Annotated in this window: 18 protein-coding genes and 1 tRNA gene; 15 read left to right on the top strand and 4 right to left on the bottom strand. The window is 66.4% G+C overall.

The window, feature by feature from the left end; genetic code table 11:
• Positions 1 to 7 precede the first annotated feature (7 nt).
• The 3 genes from ABIB49_RS15550 to ABIB49_RS15540 form a co-directional block, all read right to left on the bottom strand.
• A tRNA-Lys gene (locus tag ABIB49_RS15550) sits at positions 8 to 83 on the bottom strand.
• Positions 84 to 200: 117 nt separating this feature from the next.
• Positions 201 to 1,403 (bottom strand): PQQ-dependent sugar dehydrogenase, encoded by a 1,203-nt coding sequence (locus tag ABIB49_RS15545; protein WP_282360384.1) that lies wholly within the window; start codon positions 1,401 to 1,403, stop codon positions 201 to 203.
• Positions 1,404 to 1,449: 46 nt separating this feature from the next.
• Positions 1,450 to 2,412, bottom strand: a complete 963-nt coding sequence (locus tag ABIB49_RS15540; RefSeq protein ID WP_354157330.1) for a sunset domain-containing protein — start codon at positions 2,410 to 2,412, stop codon at positions 1,450 to 1,452.
• A 104-nt stretch (positions 2,413 to 2,516) separates the two neighbouring features.
• Between ABIB49_RS15540 and ABIB49_RS15535 the strand changes: the two genes are divergently transcribed.
• The 13 genes from ABIB49_RS15535 (at position 2,517) to ABIB49_RS15475 (ending at position 20,773) form a co-directional block, all read left to right on the top strand.
• On the top strand, positions 2,517 to 3,455 hold the full coding sequence (locus tag ABIB49_RS15535; protein WP_226776223.1) for a LysR family transcriptional regulator: 939 nt from the start codon (positions 2,517 to 2,519) through the stop codon (positions 3,453 to 3,455).
• Between the two features lie 128 nt (positions 3,456 to 3,583).
• The gene (gene ilvD / locus ABIB49_RS15530; protein WP_226776222.1) at positions 3,584 to 5,305 is read left to right on the top strand and encodes a dihydroxy-acid dehydratase; all 1,722 of its coding nucleotides are present in this window, start codon (positions 3,584 to 3,586) and stop codon (positions 5,303 to 5,305) included.
• A 373-nt stretch (positions 5,306 to 5,678) separates the two neighbouring features.
• The gene (locus ABIB49_RS15525; RefSeq protein ID WP_354157329.1) at positions 5,679 to 7,577 is read left to right on the top strand and encodes an acetolactate synthase large subunit; all 1,899 of its coding nucleotides are present in this window, start codon (positions 5,679 to 5,681) and stop codon (positions 7,575 to 7,577) included.
• Between the two features lie 2 nt (positions 7,578 to 7,579).
• On the top strand, positions 7,580 to 8,092 hold the full coding sequence (gene ilvN / locus ABIB49_RS15520) for an acetolactate synthase small subunit (RefSeq protein WP_226776220.1): 513 nt from the start codon (positions 7,580 to 7,582) through the stop codon (positions 8,090 to 8,092).
• A 128-nt stretch (positions 8,093 to 8,220) separates the two neighbouring features.
• Positions 8,221 to 9,246: a ketol-acid reductoisomerase gene (ilvC, locus tag ABIB49_RS15515; RefSeq protein ID WP_226776219.1), complete on the top strand. Its 1,026-nt coding sequence runs from the start codon at positions 8,221 to 8,223 to the stop codon at positions 9,244 to 9,246.
• A gap of 116 nt (positions 9,247 to 9,362) precedes the next feature.
• Positions 9,363 to 10,958: a phosphoglycerate dehydrogenase gene (gene serA / locus ABIB49_RS15510; protein ID WP_354157328.1), complete on the top strand. Its 1,596-nt coding sequence runs from the start codon at positions 9,363 to 9,365 to the stop codon at positions 10,956 to 10,958.
• A 204-nt stretch (positions 10,959 to 11,162) separates the two neighbouring features.
• Complete coding sequence (locus tag ABIB49_RS15505) at positions 11,163 to 13,952, top strand: ABC transporter permease (protein WP_226776217.1); 2,790 nt, start codon at positions 11,163 to 11,165, stop codon at positions 13,950 to 13,952.
• Complete coding sequence (locus ABIB49_RS15500; protein ID WP_396021315.1) at positions 13,949 to 14,716, top strand: ABC transporter ATP-binding protein; 768 nt, start codon at positions 13,949 to 13,951, stop codon at positions 14,714 to 14,716. The genes ABIB49_RS15505 and ABIB49_RS15500 overlap by 4 nt, the downstream gene beginning before the upstream one ends.
• 10 nt (positions 14,717 to 14,726) lie before the next feature.
• Positions 14,727 to 16,292, top strand: a complete 1,566-nt coding sequence (metG, locus tag ABIB49_RS15495) for a methionine--tRNA ligase (protein WP_354157327.1) — start codon at positions 14,727 to 14,729, stop codon at positions 16,290 to 16,292.
• A 312-nt stretch (positions 16,293 to 16,604) separates the two neighbouring features.
• On the top strand, positions 16,605 to 17,657 hold the full coding sequence (locus ABIB49_RS15490) for a 3-isopropylmalate dehydrogenase (protein ID WP_282360378.1): 1,053 nt from the start codon (positions 16,605 to 16,607) through the stop codon (positions 17,655 to 17,657).
• 167 nt (positions 17,658 to 17,824) lie between these two features.
• Positions 17,825 to 18,937, top strand: coding sequence for a branched-chain amino acid aminotransferase (locus tag ABIB49_RS15485; RefSeq protein WP_354157326.1), 1,113 nt, complete (start codon positions 17,825 to 17,827; stop codon positions 18,935 to 18,937).
• Positions 18,938 to 19,078: 141 nt separating this feature from the next.
• Positions 19,079 to 19,870, top strand: coding sequence for an MBL fold metallo-hydrolase (locus ABIB49_RS15480; RefSeq protein WP_354157325.1), 792 nt, complete (start codon positions 19,079 to 19,081; stop codon positions 19,868 to 19,870).
• 126 nt (positions 19,871 to 19,996) lie between these two features.
• Positions 19,997 to 20,773 (top strand): fumarylacetoacetate hydrolase family protein, encoded by a 777-nt coding sequence (locus ABIB49_RS15475; protein WP_226776212.1) that lies wholly within the window; start codon positions 19,997 to 19,999, stop codon positions 20,771 to 20,773.
• Positions 20,774 to 20,795: 22 nt separating this feature from the next.
• Here the strand turns inward: ABIB49_RS15475 and ABIB49_RS15470 are convergent, their stop codons facing one another.
• Positions 20,796 to 21,575: an SDR family NAD(P)-dependent oxidoreductase gene (locus ABIB49_RS15470; RefSeq protein WP_226776241.1), complete on the bottom strand. Its 780-nt coding sequence runs from the start codon at positions 21,573 to 21,575 to the stop codon at positions 20,796 to 20,798.
• Between the two features lie 84 nt (positions 21,576 to 21,659).
• Here ABIB49_RS15470 and ABIB49_RS15465 point away from each other — a divergent pair, with 84 nt between their 5' ends.
• Together ABIB49_RS15465 and gltX are read left to right on the top strand one after the other, a co-directional pair.
• On the top strand, positions 21,660 to 22,262 hold the full coding sequence (locus ABIB49_RS15465; RefSeq protein WP_354157324.1) for a TetR/AcrR family transcriptional regulator: 603 nt from the start codon (positions 21,660 to 21,662) through the stop codon (positions 22,260 to 22,262).
• A 79-nt stretch (positions 22,263 to 22,341) separates the two neighbouring features.
• The gene (gene gltX, locus ABIB49_RS15460) at positions 22,342 to 23,874 is read left to right on the top strand and encodes a glutamate--tRNA ligase (protein ID WP_282360373.1); all 1,533 of its coding nucleotides are present in this window, start codon (positions 22,342 to 22,344) and stop codon (positions 23,872 to 23,874) included.
• Position 23,875: the final 1 nt, after the last annotated feature.

Genomic DNA, 23,875 nt, shown 5'->3' with positions numbered 1-23,875 from the left:
TTCTCGGTGGTGCACCCCCCGGGACTCGAACCCGGAACCCATTGATTAAGAGTCAATTGCTCTGCCAGTTGAGCTAGAGGTGCAGCTGTTGTTGGTGTTCATTGCGGGGTTTTTGTTCCCGCGTTGTTCTCCGCAACGACATGAAACTCTACACGACTTTGGGCAGGGTGTGAAATCGGCTGGTGTGGTGCGTCCCGGGGCTAAACTGGCAGCGCCAAAACCAGCACAAAGTCGGGGTTTTTATTGTTGCTGAGCACCCAGAGGCGGCCGTCCGGAGCCAGGGCGACGTCCCTGATCCTCCCGTACATCCCCGTGAAATAGCTCACAGGGTCGCCGGCGAACTCACCGTTCAGCGGCACCGCCCACACCCGTTGCCCCCGCAACGCGCCCAGATAAGCCGTCTCGCCGACGATTTCGAGCCCGCTGGGAGACGAATCCGCCGTCGAGGGCCACACCACCTTCGCGTCCAGGAAGCCGGCACGGTGCGGGGAGCCGGTGACCTCCGGCCAGCCGTAGTTGCCGCCGGGCACAATCAGGTTAAGTTCGTCGTCGACATCCGGGCCGAATTCGCTCGCCCATAGCCGGCCGGAGCTGTCCCAGTCGAGTCCCTGGACGTTGCGGTGGCCGAGGCTGTACACCGGGTTGCCGTCGAAGGGATTACCCGGGGCCGGTCGTCCGTCGGGCGTGATGCGCAGAATCTTGCCTCCGAGGGCCTTCGGGTCCTGCGGCTGGCCGCGGCGCTGCGAATCGCCGGTGCCGACGTACAGCTGGCCGTCCGGTCCGAACCGGATCCGGCCACCGTTGTGTGTGCTGGCCTTGGGAATTCCGGTGAAAATGACTTCCGGGACACCCAGCCGCAGGGCTCCGGTGTTGCCCTCAATTCGCAGCCTGGCGATCCGGTTGTCACTTTCGGCGGTGAAGTAGGCGTAGAGGTACCGGTCCCTCGCGAAGTCCGGTGACACAGCCAGGCCCAGCAGCCCGCCTTCGCCGCCGGGTACGACGTCGGGCACTTTACCCAGCGTGCCGGCCGGCCCGTTTCCGGCCCCGGGCGCGATGGTCCGCAGCAGGGCAGTGTCCCGTTCGGAAATGACGGCGGTTCCGTCCGGCAGGAAGACCGTGGACCACGGCAGCCGGAGCTCGGCGTTGAGCTGTCCGGCAACCGTCGGCTGGTCCGTTGTGGGCAGGGGCCCTGCCGGGCCGCTGCCGGCCGGCAGGCTGGAGCTGGACAGGGGAACCGTGCCCGCGGGAGCGGTAGGACCACTGTGGCCGGGCGTGCAGCCGCTCAGCAGGACCGCGACGCCCGCAGCCAAGGCCGCCCGATGCCATCCATGCCGTGGGCGGGCGGCCGGCGGAGCGGGGTGAGCGTACAGGAGTGCGTCCCGCCACACGCCGATCGCCGTCATCTGTGCCCCTGGGCCGGTTCCCTGCTTCTCACGTGCCCGGAGCTCGCTAGTGCCGAGTCCGTCGCGGAGCTCGGAAACCGGCCGCTTCGGCGTGCGCCGGGGACAGGAACCAGACCTCGGCGACGGTCTCCTCGAAGGACGGGCTGGTCTCGTCGTGATAGACCATCGACGAGGCGTTGCCCTTAACCGTGAAGCCCTCCGGGCCGCTGCCGTCCGGAGCCGGCGCTGCCGATCCCTCGCCATAGGGCTGATCGACAGCGAGATGGCCGGCTGGTTCGGCGCCATGGCCGGCAGCGGTTTCCGAGGCGGCCGAAGATGCTGCCGACTGGCGGGTGTCGGCCGCAGAAATGCCGGTGTCGGCCGCGGCAGTTAGGGTGCTGGCCTCGGCAGCAGGGGAACCGGCCGTTGACTGCGCAGGCGGCACTGCCGCTGGCGCCGGCACGGTGTGTGCCTCGGCTGCCTCGACGCTTGCCTCAGTTGCCTCAGCTGCCTCGACGCTTGCCTCAGTTGCCTCCGCCGGTTCCGCCGATTCAGTTGCTTCCGCCGCGGCCGACTCGGCGCCGGGGAGGGTAGGCGCGTGGGGTTGGGTGTATTCAGGGTGGTGCACGGGCAGGCTCTCGGCGACAGCCGAAGCCTGCGCGGCCAGGTGCTCGGACCTGGCACCTCCGGCTGCGTCCGGGTGCACCATGCTGTGCGGCTCGGCCGGCGGTGTCTCTGACCATTGGGTTTCCCAATCCGCGCCCTGCTCGGCCGGGACTGTTTCGGCGGCAGCTGCGGGCAGGTCCGGCAGCGCCGGCTTGGGGGAAGCCGGAGCGGGCTCCGCTGCTTTCGACCCGGCGGCTGCGTCGCCCTCGTTGGAGGCTGCAGCCGGCGTTGCGGTGGCGGGCGCATTGCTGGCGGGCGCATTGACGGTGGCGCCGGACTTGCCGCGCGAGCTGTTGCGGCCAAGCAGCCACCAGACGATCGCGACAATAACTGCAATGACAACAAGCCAGATAATCCAATCCATAGCAGAGCCTTTCTGTCCATAAGGCAAGGTTGCCGTTGCTTGACGGTACGTCGGCCCTGAGGCGGCTGTCCACCCGCCAAGCCGCCGGCCTGTAGCCTCTTTTCATGGATTTCAAGAGACTGCGTATTCTCCGTGAGCTCGCCGACCGCGGCACTGTCGGAGCCACGGCCGAGGCGATGAAGGTGACACCCTCTGCCGTCTCGCAGCAGCTCAAGACCCTGCAGGAGGAGCTGGGCGTGGTCCTGGTCGAGAAGTCGGGCCGGGGAGTGCGCCTCACGGAGGCCGGCCTCGCGATGGCGGGGGCAGCTGCAGAGGTATCAACGGCCCTCGCCCGGGCCGAAGCCACCATCGACACCTACCGGCGCGGCTGGCAAACGCACGTCAAGGCAGCATTCTTTCCAAGCGCCGCCGAGATGTTCCTCCCGGGTCTCCTGCACCGGGTAAAAGCCATCGACGGGCTCCGCTTCCAAGCCCATTTCGAGGATCCCAACGTGGCCGGGTTTGCGGGGCTGACAGCCGACTATGACATTGTGCTGGCGCACAGCGTCGATGGTCCGGATGTTTTTGCCCGGCTGGGCCTGACAGTGGTGCCGCTGCTGGAGGAACCCCTCGACGTTGCCATCCCCGAGGGCCATGCGCTCGCAGGCAAGGCGACGCTGCGGGCGGAAGACGTTATCGGCTTCCCCTGGATGGGAGTGCCGGAGGGGTTCCCTTTCGATACTGTCCTCCGCCAGATCGAAGTGCAGGCCGATTCCCCCGCCGACCGCGCCCAGCTCTTCCCCGACCTGCGGGTCCTTGAGGCCCTGGTCAGCGCCGGGCACGGGCTGAGCCTGCTGCCGCGTTACACGGCGCTGAAGAACCAGGGCAGGGGCTTCGTTCTGCGTCCGCTGGAGGGGGTCAAAGCCAGCCGCAGCATCGTTGCCCTCGCGCGTCCCGACGTTGCTGTCCGGACCACCATCCGGCAGGTGCTCACCATGCTCCAGGCCGAGGCGCAGTCAGTCGCCGCGGCCCCGGAGCTGCGTGACGCCGCTCACCTCAACTGATGCGCCATGTCCCGAGTATCCGCATAATGAGACAGCGGTCCATTATTTGGTCGCAATATTCCTGTTTTTAGGCTTAATGCGCTCTTTCGGGTCGTTGGGCGCGGCGGCTGAGCCCTAGACTTTGACCCATGAGTGAGGACACCCAAACAGCAACAGCCACCAAGCCGGATATCAAGCCCCGCAGCCGGGTCGTCACCGACGGGATTCACGCCGCCCCTGCGCGCGGTATGTTCCGCGCGGTCGGGATGGGCGACGACGACTTCGCCAAGCCCCAGATCGGCGTCGCGAGCTCCTGGAACGAAATCACTCCCTGCAACCTGTCGCTGAACAGGCTCGCCTCAGCCGTTAAGGAGGGTGTTCACGCCGGTGGCGGATTCCCGATGCAGTTCGGCACCATCTCCGTCTCGGACGGCATCTCGATGGGGCACGAGGGGATGCACTTCTCGCTGGTGTCCCGCGAAGTCATCGCCGACTCCGTGGAAACCGTGATGCAGGCCGAACGAATCGACGGCTCAGTCCTGCTTGCAGGCTGCGACAAGTCACTGCCCGGCATGCTGATGGCTGCCGCCCGCCTGGACCTCGCCGCCGTCTTCCTCTACGCAGGCTCCATCATGCCCGGCTGGGTCAAGCTGGAGGACGGCTCCGAAAAGGAAGTCACCCTGATCGACGCGTTCGAAGCCGTCGGCGCCTGCGCCGCCGGCAAGATGAGCATGGAAGACCTGACCCGCATCGAAAAGGCCATCTGCCCGGGCGAAGGTGCCTGCGGCGGGATGTACACCGCCAACACCATGGCCTGCATCGGCGAAGCGCTGGGCATGTCCCTGCCCGGCTCGGCAGCACCGCCCTCGGCCGACCGCCGCCGCGACGCCTTTGCACGCAAGTCCGGCGAGGCCGTCGTCGAGCTCCTCCGGCTGGGCATCACCGCGCGGGACATCTTGACCAAAAAGGCTTTCGAGAACGCCATTGCCGTCACCATGGCCTTCGGCGGATCCACCAACGCCGTGCTGCACCTGCTCGCGATCGCCCGCGAGGCCGAAGTGGAGCTCTCGCTGGAGGACTTCAACCGCATCGGCGATAGGATCCCGCACCTGGGTGACCTGAAGCCGTTCGGCCGCTACGTGATGACCGACGTCGACAAGATCGGTGGTGTGCCGGTCATCATGCGCGCGCTGCTCGATGCCGGCCTGCTCCATGGGGACTGCCTTACCGTCACTGGCAAGACCGTCGCGGAGAACCTTGCCGAGATCAACCCGCCGGACCTGGATGGGAAGATCCTCCGGGCCATGGACAACCCCATCCACAAAACCGGCGGCATTACGATCCTGCACGGCACGATGGCTCCCGAAGGCGCCGTCGTGAAAAGCGCGGGCTTCGATGCCGACGTCTTCGAGGGCACCGCCCGCGTTTTCGAGCGCGAGCAGGGGGCCCTGGACGCGCTCGACAAGGGCCAGATCCAGGCCGGGGACGTTGTTGTTATCCGCTACGAGGGCCCCAAGGGAGGACCGGGCATGCGCGAAATGCTCGCGATCACCGGTGCCATCAAGGGCGCGGGCCTTGGCAAGGACGTATTGCTGCTGACCGACGGACGCTTTTCCGGCGGAACAACGGGACTCTGCATTGGCCACGTCGCCCCGGAGGCCGCCGACGGCGGCCCCATCGCCTTCGTCAATGACGGCGACCGGATCCGCGTTGACATTGCGGCCCGCAGCTTCGACCTGCTGGTGGACGAAGCCGAGCTCGAAGCCCGCAAGGTGGGTTGGGAGCCCCTCCCGGCCAAGTTCACCAAGGGCGTGCTGGCCAAGTACGCCAAGCTCGTGCACAGCGCCTCCACGGGTGCGTACTGCGGGTAGCAAGCACGTTGAACACCTGAACCCAACTAGCTCGCAGCTGAGGTCGTTTTGGACGCTCAAAACGGTACTTAGCTGCGAGTCAGTTGGGAGGGTGTTCAGCAGGTGGACAACGATGTCCACATGGTGAGACAGTGCCCGGACTCGTTGACACGTGTCTCACTCAGAGGGAAAACTGAATGCATGATCGCATTCGTTACCGCTGGCGCCGCTGCAGGTGTCGTCGTCCTTACCAAGCGCGTGGCTCCATAGCCTTCACTGGTAACGAACCGTCACGCGCGAACCCCTCGAAGAGCCATCCGGCTGAGGGGTTTTTTTGTTTCCGCACCACCAGATCACCGAAGATCCAACCGAAGATCCACTAAGGAAGAGTCCGATGAGCAAAGGATCGCCGATCAGCCCCTCGCTGATGGCCGCTAAGTCCGCTGGAGCCACCAAGGCTCCGGAACGCGTCGAACGCCCGGCCGACGCCGGCGTCGACACTGCTGCTGTCTCTCCTGTCCTTGGACCGAACAACGTCGTACCCCCGACGGTGATGACCGGTTCACAAGCAATTGTCCGCTCGCTCGAAGAACTCGGCGTGGACGATATTTTTGGTTTGCCCGGTGGCGCGATCCTGCCCACCTATGACCCCTTGATGGCTTCAAGAATGAACCACATTCTGGTCCGTCACGAACAGGGAGCCGGCCACGCCGCGCAAGGCTACGCCATGGTTACCGGACGGGTTGGCGTTTGCATCGCCACCTCGGGTCCGGGTGCCACCAACCTCGTTACCGCCATCATGGACGCCCACATGGACTCCGTGCCGATGGTGGCCATCACCGGCCAGGTTTCCAGCGGGGTCATCGGCACCGACGCCTTCCAGGAAGCTGACATCGTTGGCATCACCATGCCGATCACCAAGCACTCCTTCCTGGTGACCGACCCCAACGACATCCCGCACGTGATGGCCGAAGCCTTCCACCTGGCTTCGACCGGCCGCCCCGGTCCCGTGCTGGTCGATGTTGCCAAGGACGCCCAGCAGGGGCAGATGACCTTCTCCTGGCCGCCCAAGATCGACCTGCCTGGCTACCACCCGGTGCTCCGGGGCCACAGCAAACAGGTCCGCGAAGCCGCCCGGCTGATCGCGGCGGCCAGCAAGCCCGTGCTCTATGTAGGCGGCGGTGTGGTCAAGGCGCACGCCTCGGCGGAACTGCTGGAGCTCGCCGAACTCTCCGGTGCCCCCGTGGTTACCACCCTGATGGCACGCGGCGTTTTCCCGGACTCGCACCCGCAGCATGTCGGTATGCCGGGTATGCACGGAACGGTCTCCGCCGTGACCGCCCTGCAGCAGTCGGACCTGCTCATCACGCTGGGGGCACGCTTCGACGACCGGGTCACCGGTGTGTTGAAGTCCTTCGCGCCAAACGCCAAGGTCATCCACGCGGACATCGATCCGGCCGAAATCTCCAAAAACCGCACGGCGGATGTGCCGATCGTGGGGTCGGTCAAGGAGATCATCCCCGAACTCAGCGATGCCCTGCGCGCCGTGTTCGCCGCCTCCGGAGCCCCGGACTACACCAACTGGTGGGCTTTCCTGAACAACCTCAAGGAAACCTACCCGCTGGGCTGGACCGAACCCGACGACGGCCTCAGCGCACCCCAGCGCGTGATCGAACGGATCGGTGCCCTGACCGGGCCCGAAGGCATCTACGTGGCCGGCGTCGGCCAGCACCAGATGTGGGCCTCGCAGTTCATCAAATACGAGCGTCCGCACGCCTGGCTGAACTCCGGCGGTGCCGGCACCATGGGCTACGCCGTACCGGCCGCCATGGGTGCGAAAGTGGGCAACCCGGACCGTGTGGTGTGGGCCATCGACGGGGATGGCTGCTTCCAGATGACGAACCAGGAACTGGCCACCTGCGCGATCAACAACATCCCGATCAAGGTGGCCATCATCAACAACTCCTCGCTGGGCATGGTGCGGCAGTGGCAGACCCTGTTCTACGAGGGGCGCTACTCGAACACCGACCTCAATACCGGCCACGGCACCATCCGGATCCCGGACTTTGTCAAGCTGGCGGATGCCTACGGCTGTGCGTCCTTCCGCTGTGACCGCGACGAGGACATCGACGCCACCATCCAGAAGGCCCTTGCGATCAACGACCGCCCGGTGGTCATTGACTTCGTGGTGAGCCCCAACTCCATGGTCTGGCCGATGGTCCCTGCCGGAGTCAGCAATGACCAGATCCAGGTTGCCCGCAACATGACCCCGGAATGGGAAGAGGAGGACTGAACATGACCCGCCACACACTGTCCGTTCTGGTCGAAGACAAGCCGGGTGTCCTAACCCGCGTCGCCAGCCTCTTCGCCCGTCGGGCCTTCAACATCAACTCCCTGGCTGTCGGGCCGACGGAAGTCCGGGGGATGTCCCGGATGACCGTCGTCGTCGACGCCGACGGCGAGCTGATCGAACAGATCACCAAACAGCTCAACAAGCTGGTCAACGTGATCAAGATCGTTGAGCTCACCGCCGAATCCTCCGTACAGCGCGACCACATCCTGGTCAAGGTACGGGCGGATGCCGCAAACCGGCTGCAGGTCACCCAGGCTGCCGACCTGTTCCGCGCATCAGTGGTCGACGTCTCTACGGAGTCGGTAGTCATTGAGGCTACGGGCCACCCCGAAAAGCTCGCCGCACTGCTTTCGGTGCTTGAGCCATTTGGCATCCGGGAAATCGTGCAGTCCGGCACCCTCGCCGTGGGGCGGGGATCCCGCTCCATGAGCGACAGGGCACTGCGCAGCGCGTAAGGCCCCGCGCAAAACACACCCCGCGGCCCGCCCCGGGCCGCGGACAGGCTATGCCGCAGCACCACCAGATTTCAAGATGTTCCACCGACAAGCACCACCCTAGATTCCACTCAAAAGGAGACACCCCAGTGACTGAAATGTTCTACGACGACGACGCCGACCTGTCGATCATCCAGGGCCGCACCGTCGCCGTGATCGGTTACGGCTCCCAGGGCCACGCCCACGCCCTCAGCCTGCGCGATTCCGGTGTTGACGTCCGCGTCGGCCTCAAGGAAGGCTCGGCGTCCCGCGCCAAGGCCGAGGCCGAGGGCCTGCGTGTACTGAACGTCGCCGAGGCCGTTGCCGAAGCCGACCTCATTATGGTCCTCACCCCGGACCAGGTCCAGCGCCACGTCTACGCCGAGGACATCGCTCCGAACCTGCAGCCCGGAGACGCACTGTTCTTCGGCCACGGCTTCAACATCCGCTACGGCTACATCAAGCCCCCGGCCGACGTCGACGTCGCCCTCGTTGCCCCCAAGGGCCCGGGCCACATCGTCCGCCGCGAGTTCGAAGCCGGCCGCGGCGTGCCGGACCTGATCGCCGTCGAGCAGAACCCGTCCGGCAAAGCCAAGGAACTGGCACTCTCCTACGCGAAGGCCATTGGCGGCACCCGCGCCGGCGTCATCGAGACGACCTTCACCGAAGAGACCGAAACGGACCTCTTCGGCGAGCAGGCCGTTCTCTGCGGCGGGGCCTCGCAGCTGGTCCAGTACGGCTTCGAGGTTCTCACCGAGGCAGGTTACAAGCCGGAGGTCGCCTACTTCGAGGTGCTGCACGAGCTCAAGCTGATCGTGGACCTGATGGTTGAAGGCGGCATCGCCAAGCAGCGCTGGAGCGTCTCCGACACCGCTGAGTACGGTGACTACGTTTCCGGCCCGCGGGTGATCACCCCGGATGTGAAGGAAAACATGAAGGCTGTCCTGGCGGACATCCAGGACGGCACCTTCGCCAAGCGTTTCATCGACGACCAGGACGCCGGAGCCCCGGAGTTCAAGGCGTTGCGCAAGAAGGGCGAGGACCACCCGATCGAGGCCACCGGCCGGGAACTGCGCAAACTGTTCTCCTGGATCAAGAACGAGGACGACTACACCGAAGGCTCAGTGGCCCGCTAGGCACTGACCGGCAGGGGAGCCGGACACCATTTCTGGGGTCCGGCTTCCTTGCTGTACAGATTCACCCGATTCACCAAAATCCCCACCTGAATACAAGAGAGCTAAAGAGGTCACCGGTGACAAGCACCAAACCTGTAGTACTCCTCGCTGAGGAACTTTCGCCCGCCACGATCGAGGCCCTGGGCCCGGACTTCGAGATCCGGCAGACCGACGGCGCCGACCGTTCCCAGCTGCTCTCTGCGATCGTCGACGTCGACGCGATCCTGGTCCGCTCGGCCACCCGGCTGGACGCCGAAGCCATCGCCGCCGCGAAGAACCTCAAGGTGATCGCCCGCGCCGGCGTGGGACTCGACAACGTCGACATCAAGGCCGCCACCCGGGCCGGCGTGATGGTAGTGAACGCACCCACCTCAAACATCGTCTCCGCCGCGGAGCTCACCGTCGGGCACATCCTGAGCCTCGCCCGGCACATCCCGCAGGCCAGTGCCGCACTCAAGGCCGGGGAGTGGAAGCGCTCCAAGTACACCGGCATCGAACTCTTTGAGAAGAAGATCGGCATCATCGGCCTGGGCCGGATCGGCGCCTTGGTCGCCGCCCGCCTCAAGGGCTTCGACACCAAGATCCTCGCCTACGATCCCTACGTGACCTCGGCCCGCGCCGCCCAGCTTGGTGTGCAGCTGGTGACACTGGACGAACTCCTTGCGCAGTCGGACTTCATCACCATCCACATGCCCAAGACCCCGGAAACGGTCGGTATGCTCGGTGCCGAGGCCTTCAAGAAGATGAAGAGCACCGCGTACGTCGTCAACGTCGCCCGCGGCGGTCTTGTTGACGAGGAAGAGCTCTACGCAGCACTGGAGTCCGGCGAAATCGCCGGCGCCGGCGTCGACGTTTTTGTCACCGAACCCAGCACCGGCCTGCCGTTCTTCAGACTCGACAACGTGGTGGTCACCCCGCACCTGGGCGCGTCCACCGACGAGGCGCAGGAAAAGGCCGGAGTGTCGGTCGCCAGGTCGGTCCGGCTGGCCCTGGCCGGGGAACTGGTTCCCGACGCGGTAAACGTCGCCGGCGGCGTGATCGCCCCCGACGTCCGCCCGGGCATCGCCCTGATCGAAAAGCTGGGCCGGATCTTCACCGCGATGACACACGCCTCCCTCACCCAGTTCGACGTCGAGGTCGCCGGGGAAATCTCGTCCCTCGACGTCAAGGTCCTTGAACTCGCGGCCCTCAAGGGCATCTTCGCCGACGTTGTGACCGAACAGGTCTCCTACGTCAACGCCCCCGTTATCGCCGAGCAGCGCGGCATCAACGTCCGGCTGATCACCACGCCGGAAACCGAGTCGTACCGCAACGTCCTGACCCTGCGCGGCGCCCTGAGCGACGGCAGCCAGATTTCCGTCGCCGGAACCCTGACCGGGCCCAAGCAGATCCAAAAGCTGGTGGGGATCAACGGCTTCGAGGTGGAGATCCCGATCAGCGAACACCTCGTGGTGGTTGCCTACTCGGACCGCCCCGGCGTGATCGGAACCATCGGCCACATCCTTGGCATGAACAACATCAACATCGCAGGAATGCAGGTTGCGCGGCAGGACGAGGGCGGCCAGGTGCTGGCCTTGCTGACCATCGACAGCTCCGTTCCGCAGCAGGTGCTGGACGCCATCAAGGCCGGAATCGGCGCTGACGTGGTACGCGAGGTCGACCTCGAGGATTGATGACCTGAGGGTGCTCACGGCGGCGGTTCCGGCCGCCGCCGTGGCCACAAACACATGGCTGGTCTGCGTACAATGGCTAGGTCCGACTTTCGGATCCGGCCGGCAGTCCGGCCCTTACTTTTTTGCACACCCGGCAGGGGACGCCTTCACTTCCGCAGGGAATGAATTTCGGTGTGCGCACGCAATCCAGCTTTCAGGAGCCCAATGAACGCCGTCCAGAGGTTCATCAGAAGCCGAGTGCTTCTGCTGACCGCGTCCATTTTGATCGTGGCCATGTGCCTATCGGTCCTCGTGCAGGGACAGTCGCAGGCTGCCTTGAACCGCACCGTTGACCAGAACTCGCGCGGGCTCTATGACGTACTCGTCCAGGCCAAGGCTGACGATAACGGCGGGCTGATGCAGCCGGATATCGCCACCGGCCAGGGCGGCATCAGCTTCGAGCAACTGGACGCGCTCCGCAAGCTCACCGGAACCTCGGTAGCGGCCCCGATCAGCCTCGTCTCACGGGTCACCCAAAACCTTGAGGCCCCGCGCCTGGATGCCACCGACTACCTGGGCTACAACGCCGGGCTCGCCGGCACCGCCGGAGACCCCAGCGCCACCGATCCGAGCAAGTGGCCGGCCGCGGAATCGGTCCTGCCCGGCACGCCGAAAAAATACCGGCTCACCGCCAGCGCCGTCAGCTCCGACGGGCACTCCGAGGAGACCCTGTTCAAGACCACTGCCGAGGGATCCCTCGGCAAGGCGAAGCTCGTCGAAGAGGTAGTCGCCGGCGGCAAGAACGTCCGCATCGCAGGCCCTGCGGGTGAAACCGGCATCAAGTTCCCGGCCCCGGCCGGCGGTTCCGAGCACAGCCTCTTCGATCTTTCCGTCTCGCTGCCCGCCGCGCCCCAGGTGACGGAGTCCGTCGTCGCCGTTGACCCCGTCGCCGAACGTGCCCTGCTGGGCAGCGCCGGCGACTTCCTTGCTCCCCTGGAGAAGGCCCCGCCGGCCGACGCCCGCAATGCCGGCGCCATCGGCCGCCACTTCGAGAGCCTCTTCACCACCGGTATCGGCATGGACGAACTCAAGGAAGGCCCGGACTTCCTCGGCGTCAAGCTCAAATACTGGGCCCCGCTGATGAGCCAGTACCAGCAGGCCAAGCGCAACGGACTGCTGACCGCGGACTCGCAGGCGATCCCGCTGATTGTCCGCTCCGGTACCTCCCTGGACCTCAAATACTCCGTCAAGATCGAAGAAATCGACGCCGCCGGCAACGTCACCAAGGACGTGGGCACCGCGACCCGTTCCCTGGACAAGGACTATCTCCCGTTCGTCTCCAAGTCGCCGTTCGCGCTCGACTGGCCCGGCTCCAAGGACCTGTCCCAGCTGCTCGGTGACACCGGAAGCTTCAGCCAGGGCCTGTACAACCCCGCCACCTGGAGCACCGACTTCGCCGCGGCCCCCAAGTACAAGGACGGTGCCACCGCCGGCAACGGCGCCGTGGACAAGACCGCGATCCCCGGCGACTGGGTCACCGTGAACCGGCTCCCCGAAAAGGCCGCCGACGGTACAGCGGTGGACCAGACGCAGCGCAAGCCCGTCGATGAGCGCTCCTACCGCGAGAACCTGGAGACCGGCAAGAAGCTCGCCACTCCGCTGGCGATGGTCTACGGTACGTTCGACGCCGAGCAGGTCAAGGCGGCCGCCGGCGACGTCAACCGCCTGCCGCTGGGCGGCTACGATCCCACGCCGTTCACGCTCACCAAGGATGCCGCCGGCAAGGACGCCGGGAACACCGAGCTGAAGCCTTCACTGAGTGCCACGGGCCTGGCGAGCCAGTCCGCCGGCGCCATCACCGACTACTACGGCCTCGCCGCCGCACGCGGCTACGAGGACAACGCCTCCGTCATCGACGCCGTGCGCATCAAGGCCAAGGCCCCCGGCAGCTGGAAAGAGGCGCAGCCGGAGGTGGAGAAGCTGGCCAACGAGATCCGGGACATGGGCCTGCAGGCAACAGTTGTGGCCGGCTCGGCCCGCGAGGACGCCAGCATCTTCGTCCCCGGCTACTCCAAGGACGACGCCGGCAAGGAGTCCCCGCTCGGCACCGTAGAGCAGTCGTGGGTGCGCCAGAACGCCGCGGACGCCGTCTCCGGCTCCCTCACCGCCACCAACCTGACGCTGCTCTTCCTGACCCTCTGCGGTGCCGCACTGCTGACCGGTGCCTCCACGGTCAGCTACGTGCGCAAACGCCGCAGCGAGGCCGGAACCCTGCGTGCCATGGGCTGGACCCAGCGCCGGATCCGGACCTGGGTGCTGGCCGAGTTCGGCGTCGGCGCCGCCCTCCTGGCCGTCGCCGGAATCGTCCTGAGCCTGCTCAGCTGGAATGCGGCCACCGCGATTGTCTCCGGCTCCGTGCTGGTGCTCTACGCAGGTGCGGCTTTCTTCGCCGCCCAGCAGTTGCGGCACCGCGAGGTGGTGGACCAGGAACCGCAGCACGATGAACGGCTGATCGCCGTGGACTCGCCGCTGACCTTCGCCAACCGGCAGCTGAGCACCAACAAGTTCAATACGATTTCGCTGGCCGTCGCCGTCGGCGTCTTCGGTGCCGCGGTCGGCGGAATGGCCGCGCTGCTGATCGACATTCCCCGCGCCGCGGGGGCGAGTGCGCTCAGCGGCCTGGCCGCCGCCAGCATCGCTACCCCGAGCATCATCCTCGGGCTCTCCGGTGTGGCCGTGGGCTTGCTGCTGACCATGGTGACCGGCCGCTTCGAACTGCAGGCAAAGCGCCAGTACCTCGGCATCCTGCAGGCCATGGGCTGGAACCCGGACATGCTGGGGCAGGTCCGTTTCTTTGAAAATGCCATGGTGGGAACTGTCGCGCTGCCCCTCGGTGTCCTGGGTGCCCTGGGCGTGGGCCTCCTGCTGGCTCCCTATGCCGCGCTGTGGGCCGCTGTCGCCGGCTTTGTGGCTGTACTTTGCTGGATTCCAATTGCAACGAAAGTGGTCCGATGAACAACGACCTGAACCTTGACCGTGAGGCTCACGAGCGGATGACGGCGAGCACCCGCCGCGGTGCCCACCAGACGCGCGCCAACACGATCGTGAAGGCCGCGGACCACGCCACCCCGCTGGAGCTCAGCAACATCACCATCCACTATGGCGGCGGCAAAAGCGGCGCCGACGCTGTGAACGTGGTGGACGACTTCAACCTGACCCTGCACGCCGGCGAAATGCACTGCGTTGCCGGCCGCAGCGGTTCGGGCAAGACCAGCATCCTGACCGTCGGCGCGGGCCTGACCCTGCCGACGTCGGGCCGGGTGTTCTGGGAAGGCGACTCCCTCGAGACCATGGGCGACGACGAAATCGCCGACCGCCGCCGTGCCCTGATTGGCTACGTCGACCAGGGCGGTGCCTTGATCGACGGCATGAGCGCACTGGAGAACGTGCTGCTGCCCGCCGTGCCCGACGGCGAAGTGGACAAGCGCCGCGACATGGCCAAGGACCTCCTCGACCTCGTTGGCCTGGGCCGGCGGATGCGGCACCGCCCCGCCCAGCTCTCCGGCGGTGAGCGCCAGCGTGTGGCGATCGCCCGGGCCCTGATCCTGGGCACCCGCGTGCTGGTGGTCGACGAACCGACGGCCAGCCTGGACCGGTCCTCGGCCAACCGCATCATCAGCATCCTCAAGGACACCACCTCTGACGGAATCGCCGTCCTGGTTGCTTCGCACGACCACGAGCTTGTCCGCCAGAGCGATTCCCTCACCGAACTGATCTAGGCTGAAAACTGTGACAACTTCCGGGAAGACTCCCTTCTACATCACCACGGCCATCAGCTATCCCAACGGCGTGCCGCACATCGGACACGCCTATGAGGTCATTGCCACGGATGCGATGGCGCGCTTCAAGCGCCTGGACGGCTTTGACGTGTTTTTTATGACCGGCACGGACGAGCACGGCCTCAAGATGCAGCAGACGGCCGAGAAGGAAGGCATCCTGGTCAAGGAGCTGGCCGACCGCAACTCCTCCGCCTTCCGGCAGATGAGCGATGACCTCGGCATTTCGCTGAGCCGCTTTATCCGCACCACGGACTCGGATCACTACGCCGCCGCCACGGCGCTGTGGCAGCGGATGGAAGCCAACGGGGACATCTATCTCTCCAAGTACGCCGGCTGGTACTCCGTCCGGGACGAGCGGTACTTTGTGGCGGATGAGACCGAGGTGAAGGCCGACGGCGTCCGCTACGCCGCCGAGACCGGAACCGAGGTGACCTGGACCGAGGAGGAAAGCTACTTCTTTAAGCTTTCCGCCTACCAGGACCGGCTGCTGGCCCTGTACGCGGACCACCCCTCCTTTGGTGCCCCGCACAACCGCTTCAACGAGGTGGTCAGCTTCGTTAAGGGCGGACTGGAGGACCTGTCGATCAGCCGCACGTCCTTCGACTGGGGTGTCCCCGTGCCGGGCAACCCGGAGCACGTGATGTATGTCTGGGTGGATGCGCTGACCAACTACCTCACCGGCGTGGGCTTCCCCGACACCGAGTCGGAGGCGTTCCGGAAATACTGGCCGGCCGACGTGCACGTCATCGGCAAGGACATTTCCCGTTTCCACGCCGTCTACTGGCCGGCGTTCCTGATGTCCGCCGGGCTGGCACTGCCCAAGCGTGTGATGATCCACGGATTCCTGCACAACCAGGGCGTTAAGATGTCCAAGTCGCTGGGCAACGTTGTGGCGCCCGCGGACTGGGTGGCCCAGTACGGCCTGGACCAGGTGCGCTTTTTCCTGCTCCGCGAGGTGCCCTTCGGCGCGGACGGTTCCTACAGCCACGACGCGATCGTGGGCCGGATGAACGCCGACCTTGCCAACAACTTCGGGAACCTGGCCCAGCGATCGCTGTCGATGGTGGCAAAGAACTGCGACGGCGCCGTTCCCGTTCCCGGGGATCTCAGCGCTGCGGACGCAGCCCTGCTGGAGCAGGCCAACGGCTTGCTGGAGATCTGCCGCGCCGCGTTCGAAAAGCAGGAGTTCAGCCGCGCACTGGAGGCGGTGTGGGCTGTCCTGGGCGACACCAACGCCTACTTCGCCGAGCAGGCGCCGTGGGTGCTGCGCAAGACCGACGTCGAACGGATGAACACCGTCCTGTACGTGACGCTCGAGGTGCTCCGGATCGTCGCCATCCTCGCCCAGCCGGTGATGCCGGCAGCAGCCGGGGCCATCCTGGAGACCCTCGGCCAGCCCGAAGGGGAAGCTCGGGAATTTGCAGCGCTGGGCACCCCGATCGGAGCCGGCACCGCACTGCCCGCCCCGGCTCCGGTCTTCCCGAAGTACGAGGAGCCCGCCGAGGCGAAAGTCTGACCCCTCCCGATCCTCCCGCAGATCCTGCAGTAATTGGGCCGACGCTCCCGCAGATCCTGCGGTGGTTAGAGAAACGCTCCCGCAGGTCCTGCGTGGTTCGAGAAACGCTCCCGCAGGTCCTGCGGTGGTTCGAGCGACGCTCCCGCACCTTCTGACCCGGAAGTGCGGGAGCGTTGCGCTTTCTCCTGTCGGAAGTGCGGGAGCGTTGCTGTTTTTCCTGCTGGAAGTGCGGGAGCGTCAGAAGAAGAAGAGGGCCGTTCGGATAATGAGACAACTTGACCAGCATGTGGATGACTTGGCTACGCTGGCACTATGAGTGCATCCACGATTGATCTTGCCGTTATTCCGGGCGATGGCATCGGCCCCGAGGTCACCGCCGAAGCCGTGAAAGTCCTAGAGAAGGCTGCCGCCGCCGAGGGCATTGTCCTGCGGCAGACGCAGTACCGGCTCGGCGCGCAGCACTGGCTGGAAACGGGGGAGACCCTGCCGGCGGAGATCCTTGCCGATCTGCGGACCCGCGATGCCATCCTCTTTGGTGCGGTGGGGGCGGCCCCGGGCGACACCAGGATCCCTTCGGGCCTGATTGAACGTGAACTGCTGCTCAAGCTGCGCTTCAGCCTGGACCACTTTGTGAACCTGCGTCCGTCCCGGCTGTACCCGGGGGTCGGCAGCCCGCTCGCTAGCCCCGGCGATATCGACTTTATTGTGGTCCGTGAGGGCACCGAAGGCCCGTACGTGGGCAACGGCGGGACCCTGCGCGCCGGCTCCCCGCACGAAGTCGCCACCGAGGTCTCGCTCAACACTGCCCACGGCGTGGAGCGAGTGGTACGGGATGCCTTCCGCCGGGCCAACGACCGCCCCCGCAAGAAGCTCACCCTGGTGCACAAGCACAACGTCCTGGTCTTCGCCGGGCACCTTTGGAAGCGCACTGTCGAGGCAGTGGCCCAGGAGTTCCCCGACGTGAGCCACGACTACCTGCACATTGATGCCGCCACGATCTTTATGGTCACGGACCCTGCGCGCTTCGACGTGATCGTCACTGACAACCTCTTTGGCGACATCATCACCGACCTTGCCGCAGCGGTCACCGGAGGCATTGGGCTCGCCGCCTCCGGAAACATCAACATGGAGCGCACCAGCCCGTCCATGTTCGAACCCGTCCACGGCTCGGCGCCGGATATCGCTGGCCAGCAGAAAGCAGATCCGACGGCGGCCATCCTCTCCGCCGCACTCCTGCTGGACCACCTCGGCTACGGCACTGCTGCCCGCAAAATCGAGGCGGCAGTTGTTTCCGACATCGCCGGCCGCGGCACCGCAGCGCGCAGCACCAGCGCGGTCGGTGACGCCATCGCCGCCGCCCTGTAGACGCCCCCGGCCCGCCCTGTAGGCGCCCCCGGCCCGGCTGGGACGCCCGCCCGGCCCGGCCGGGAGGCTCCGCCAACGGGCGTAAGCTTGTTTCGAATCACCCATATGCTGCCGTGGTCCGACGCTGAACCACGTTCACACGCCAGGCAGCCGACCGTGGAGGAACCATGACTCAGACTGCCCATGGCGTCGAATTCACCCAGCAGCTTTCGGCAACCCCGAAGTCCGCTGAAGAACGTGCTGCCGTCCTGGCGAACCCGGGATTCGGCGACTATTTCACCGACCACACCGCCATCGTTGACTACAGTGTCGACGACCAGGGCCAGGGCGGCTGGCACAATGCCCGGGTTGAGGCTTACGGTCCCATCTCCCTGGACCCCTCCGCGGCGGTGCTCCACTACGGCCAGGAAATTTTCGAAGGACTCAAGGCCTACCGGCACGCCGACGGCTCCGTGTGGACCTTCCGTCCCGAGGCCAACGCCGCCCGGCTGAACAAGTCGGCCCGGCGCCTGGCACTGCCGGAGCTTCCGGAAGAGTACTTCCTTGGCGCCATCCGCGAACTCGTCTCCGCGGACAAGGAGTGGGTTCCCTCCGGCGACGGCGAAGCCCTCTACCTGCGACCGTTTATGATCGCCACGGAGGCGTTCCTCGGTGTCCGCGCCGCCCGTGAGGTCTCCTTCCGCGTCATCGCGTCCCCGGCCGGCAACTACTTCGGCGGCGAGCTCAAGCCGGTCTCCATCTGGATCTCCCGCGAATACGCCCGGGCAGGCCGCGGCGGAACGGGAGCCGCGAAGTGCGGCGGCAACTACGCCGCGTCGCTGATCGCGCAGCAGGAAGCCGAGTCCCACGGCTGCAAGCAGGTATTGTTCCTGGACCAGTTCAATGACAACGCCGTCGAAGAGCTCGGCGGTATGAACGTGTTCTTTGTGATGAAGGACGGCTCGCTGGTCACCCCGGCGCTGAGCGGAACCATCCTCGAAGGCATCACCCGCATGTCCGTCATCCAGGTGGCCAAGGACATGGGCCGCGAGGTCACCGAACGCAAGGTCACCCTGGATGAATGGCGCGACGGCGTGGCCTCCGGCGACATCGCCGAGGTCTTCGCCTGCGGAACCGCCGCCGTCATCACCCCCATCGGCGTCCTCAAGGACGAGACGGAGTTCATTGGCTCCGAGGACGCCACGGCGGGTGTGACCACCATGGCCATTCGCGAGCAGCTCCTCGGCATCCAAACGGGCACCATCGAAGACACCCACGGCTGGCTGACCCGCCTCGCCTAAGCGGTAGCTGCCAGGCAACACGCAGCGTTCGACGGCGGCCCCCACCTTCCGGTGCGCGCCGCCGTCGGCGTTCACGGGCAGGCACGGCTGCGCCTCTGGCTGGGACTCGTAAGCGGCACGGTTCGGTGGCAAGATGGTGCGGTGATCCCGGACAACCCGCGCGCCATCGTGCGCAGCTCAGAGCTGACCCGCTTCAGGCTGGCCCCCAACCCGGGGCCGATGAGCCTGCACGGGACCAACTCCTACGTGATCGCCGGCCCCGGAGCGGCCGGCACTGTGGTGGTGGACCCCGGCCCGCTGGATGAGCCGCACCTGCAGGACCTGGCCCGGGCCGGCGCCGTCGAACTTATCCTGATTACGCACCGGCACGCGGACCACACGGCAGCCGCCGGCCGGTTCGCGGAACTGACCGGAGCCCCGGTGCGTGCCATGGATCCGGCCCACTGCCACGGTGCAAGCCCGCTGGTCGACGGCGAAGTTATCCACGCCGCCGGGGCGGAGGTCAGGGTGCTGGCGACGCCGGGCCACACCTCGGACTCGGTCTGTTTCCATTTGCCGCACGACGGCGCCCGGGGCTCGGTCCTCACCGGCGACACGATCCTGGGCCTCGGAACCACGGTCCTGGACTACCCTGACGGCACCTTGGGGGACTACCTGGCGTCACTGGACCGGCTCGAACGCCTGGGCCCGGCGACCGTCCTGCCGGCCCACGGACCCACGCTGCCTGCCCTGGACACGATCGTCCGCGCCTACCGGGACCACCGCGAAGACCGTCTCGGGCAAATCCGTTCGGCCCTCGAGAACCTGGGCCCGCACGCCGGCGTGGGCGAGGTGGCAGACGCCGTGTACGCCGACGTCGATCCCGCCGTGCGGTCCGCCGCGGAACTCTCCGTGGCGGCCCAACTCCACTACCTGCGCAGCTCACCCGACTAGCTCGCAGCTAAGGTCGTTTTCAGCCCTCAAAACGACCCCTGCTGCGAGTCAGTTGGGTGATGGCACGTGCGGCATCGTGACGAAGGGCGCGCGACCCGGCCTGCCGGAGACGGTACGCTTGGAGCCATGCGTATCGCCCGGTTTGTAGTCGATTCTGATCCCCTCTACGGCATTGTTGAAGGTGAGCCCGGCAGTGAGGAAGTCACTGTTATTAACGGCGACCCGTTCTTCAACGGCGTGGAACGAACCGCCGTCCGGCACAAACTGGAGGATGTGCGCCTCCTGGCCCCGATCATCCCGCGCAGCAAGGTCATCGGCGTCGGCCGCAACTACGCCGAGCACGCCAAGGAACTTGGCAACGAGGTCCCTGAGCAGCCGCTGCTCTTCCTGAAGCCCAACACATCCGTCGTCGGGCCCAATGACCCGATCGTGCTGCCGGAGTTCTCCGAGGAAGTCTCCTTTGAGGCCGAGCTCTGCGTTGTGATCGGCCGGATCTGCAAGGACGTCCCGGAGGAACGTGTCGACGACGTGATCTTCGGCTACACCTGCGGCAACGACCTCACCGCCCGCGACGTCCAAAAGACGGACCTGCAGTGGGCCCGGGCCAAGGGCTTCGACACGTCCGCACCGCTCGGCCCGTGGATCGAGACCGAACTGAACACCGAGGACCTGCAGATCCAGGGCCGCCTCAACGGCGAGCTGCGCCAGGACGGCAGCACCAGCCAGATGATCCGCGGCGTCCGCGAACTCGTCTCCATCGTCTCGCAGGCCTTCACCCTGCTGCCGGGCGACGTCATCATGACCGGCACCCCTGCGGGCGTCGGGCTCGTGGAGGCAGGCGACCGCTTCGAGGTCGAAATCGAGGGCATCGGCCGCCTCTCCAACCCGGTGGTCCGCCGCTAGCCGGAGCTGAAACGCCGCGCTCCTAGACGGCGGACCAGCCGCCGTCGGAGGCCAGGACGGCGCCGTTGAGGTTGGTGCCGTCCTCGCTCAGCAGGAAGGTGATGGACGCGGCCAGCTGGGCTGCGGTGGCGGGCGCGGGAATGTTCGCACCCATCAGCGGCCCGAGGCGCTCGGCGGCCAGTTGGGAACCCCAGATGGCTTCTATGTTGGTGAGGGTGGCGCCGGGCGCGACGGCGTTGAAGCGCAGTCCCTTTGGCCCGTACATCACGGCGGAGTTCTTCGTCAGGCCAATAACGGCGTGTTTGGACGCGGTGTAGGCGGCTCCGGCGGCGGAGCCGCGCAGGCCGGCCTCGGAGGCGACGTTGACCACGGAACCGGAGCCTGCTTCCAGCATCAGGGGCAGTACGGCCCGGGTCAGGCGCATGGTGGCGGTGACGTTGATGCGGAAGACGCGCTCCCAGATGACGTCGTCCACCTCGTGGATCGGGGCGAAGTTGTCCATGATGCCCGCGACGTTGGCCAGGGCATCCACCCGGCCGCCCGCGGCAGCGACGACGGCGGCCACGGCTTCGTTCGTCGAGATGTCACCGGCCACCGGGACCAGGTCCAGGCCCGGGTTCCCGGCCACCAGGGCATCCAGGCGCTCGGTGCTGATATCCGCAGCGACAACCCTGCCGCCCTCCCTGCCGATGCGCAGGGCGGTCGCCTGGCCGATCCCGGATCCTGCCCCGGTAACGATCACCGTCTTGCCCTCGAAGCGGCCTGCCGTGATGGTTTCCTGCCATGATGCGTCGTTGCTCATGCTGTCCTCCCGGACGTCGATGGATCGCAATACCACCCACTTTATGACACGCTGTGTCATTATAAAAGGGTGAATACTGGTGTGATGTCCGGGGAAAAAACGCAGCCTGCCGTGCCGCGTTCCAGCGGGCGTCCCGTGCGGATCGACCCGGAGGCTGTCGCGGCGATCGCCCTGCGGCTGTTCGCCGGGCGGGGCTATGAGCGCACTTCCATGGAGGACATCGCCCGCGAGGCGGGAGTGGGCCGGAAGAGCCTGTACCGGTACTTTTCCTCCAAGGCCGATCTCATTTGGGGCGGAATGGAGCCGGTAGTCGAGGCGTCGGGACGGGTACTGGAACAGGCCGGGGCACTGTCCCCGTCCGACGGCGACATCCTGGCCGGGCTGCGGGCGGCCGCGGTCGCCGGGGTGGCGGTGATTCCGGATCTCTCCGTCTCGCGCGGGCGCCTGCGCCTGATCGCCGAGCACACCGAACTGGCCAGCCGGAGCTATGACTGCCTGAAACCCCAACGCGAGCGGGCACGGCTCTACCTCGTCGCCCGCGGCGTCCGCGCGGACAGGGCGAACTATCTGAGCGCCGCCTACCTTGGTGCGACCTTTGAAGCGTGGATGCAGTGGGCGGCAGGAACTGACCCCGATCCCGTCCCGTATCTGCTCTCCGCCCTGGACGTACTGCGCTTGCCTGCCTAAGAATCACACCCGGTGGAGCCGGCAGCACCAGCGTTGGGTTGGTACCGAGCCAATCTCAACCAGTAATGTTGATAACACTATGATTACTCCCTCCGCGCCTGACGCCGTCTCCAGCTCCGCCCCCAGCGTGACCAGCGAAGTCACCGCAGACACTCCGGTCCGTGTCCGGTTCTGCCCGTCGCCCACCGGTACCCCGCACGTGGGCCTGATCCGCACCGCCCTCTTCAACTGGGCCCACGCCCGGCACACCAAGGGCACCTTCGTGTTCCGCATCGAGGACACGGACGCGGCGCGCGACTCCGAGGAGAGCTACCAGCAGCTGCTCGAGGCCCTCAAATGGCTCGGCATCACCTGGGAGGAGGGCGTGGAAGTCGGCGGACCGCACGAGCCGTACCGCCAGTCCCAGCGACTTGAGCTGTACAAGGACGTCGTTGCCAAGCTCGTCGAGGCCGGCTACGCCTATGAGTGCTACTCCTCACCGGACGAAGTCGAGGCCCGCCACCGCGCCGCCGGCCGCGACCCCAAGCTTGGCTACGACAACTTCGACCGCGAACTCTCCGCGGAGCAGCTGGCCGCGTTCAAGGCTGCGGGCCGCCAGCCCGTGCTCCGCGTCCGGATGCCGGACGAGGACGTCACCTTCACCGACATGGTCCGCGGCGAGATCACCTTCAAGGCCGGCAGCATCCCGGATTACGTGATCGTCCGCGCCGACGGCTCACCGCTGTACACCCTGGTCAACCCTGTCGACGACGCGCTGATGGGCATCACCCACGTGCTCCGCGGCGAGGACCTGCTTTCGTCCACACCCCGCCAGGTGGTGCTGATCCGCGCGCTGATGGACATCGGCGTCGCCAGCTACCTGCCGGTCTTCGGCCACCTGCCCTACGTGATGGGCGAGGGCAACAAGAAGCTCTCCAAGCGTGATCCGCAGTCCAACCTGTTCCTGCTCCGGGACCGCGGCTTTATCCCCGAGGGCCTGCTCAACTACCTCTCCCTGCTCGGCTGGAGCCTCTCCGCCGATGAGGACATCTTCACCGTGGAGCAGCTGATCGAGCACTTCGACGTCAACGACGTCCTGGCCAACCCGGCCCGTTTTGACATCAAAAAGGCCGAGGCCATCAACGGCACGCACATCCGAATGCTCGACGCCGAGGACTTCCGCTCCCGGCTCGTCCCGTACCTGCGCACGGCCGGGTTCGTCGGCGAGACCCTCACCGCGCGCCAGGGGGAGATCCTCGCCGAGGCGGCCCCGCTGATCCAGGAGCGCATCTCGCTGCTGGGCGAGGCCCCCGAGATGCTCGCCTTCCTGTTCAAGAACGACGACGCCATCGACGTCGCCGACGACGCCCGCAAGGGACTGCCGGAGAACCTCACCGAGGTGCTCGACGCCGCCCTGGCCGCCCTGGAACCGCTGGCCGACTGGACCGCCGATTCCATTCAGCCGGCGCTCAAGGAAGCCCTGGTGGAGGGACTTGGGGTTAAGCCGCGGCTGGCCTTCGGTCCGGTCCGCACGGCCATCTCCGGCCGCCGGATCTCCCCGCCTTTGTTCGAATCCATGGTGATCCTGGGCAAGGACTCGTCCCTGGCCCGGCTGCGCGCTTTCCGCGGCTGAA

The organism is Arthrobacter sp. UYCu512, from assembly GCF_040547075.1.
Taxonomy (GTDB): Bacteria; Actinomycetota; Actinomycetes; order Actinomycetales; family Micrococcaceae; genus Arthrobacter.
The sequence above is the reverse complement of the archived record's forward strand: the minus strand, read 5'-3'. Positions and strand labels throughout refer to the sequence as shown.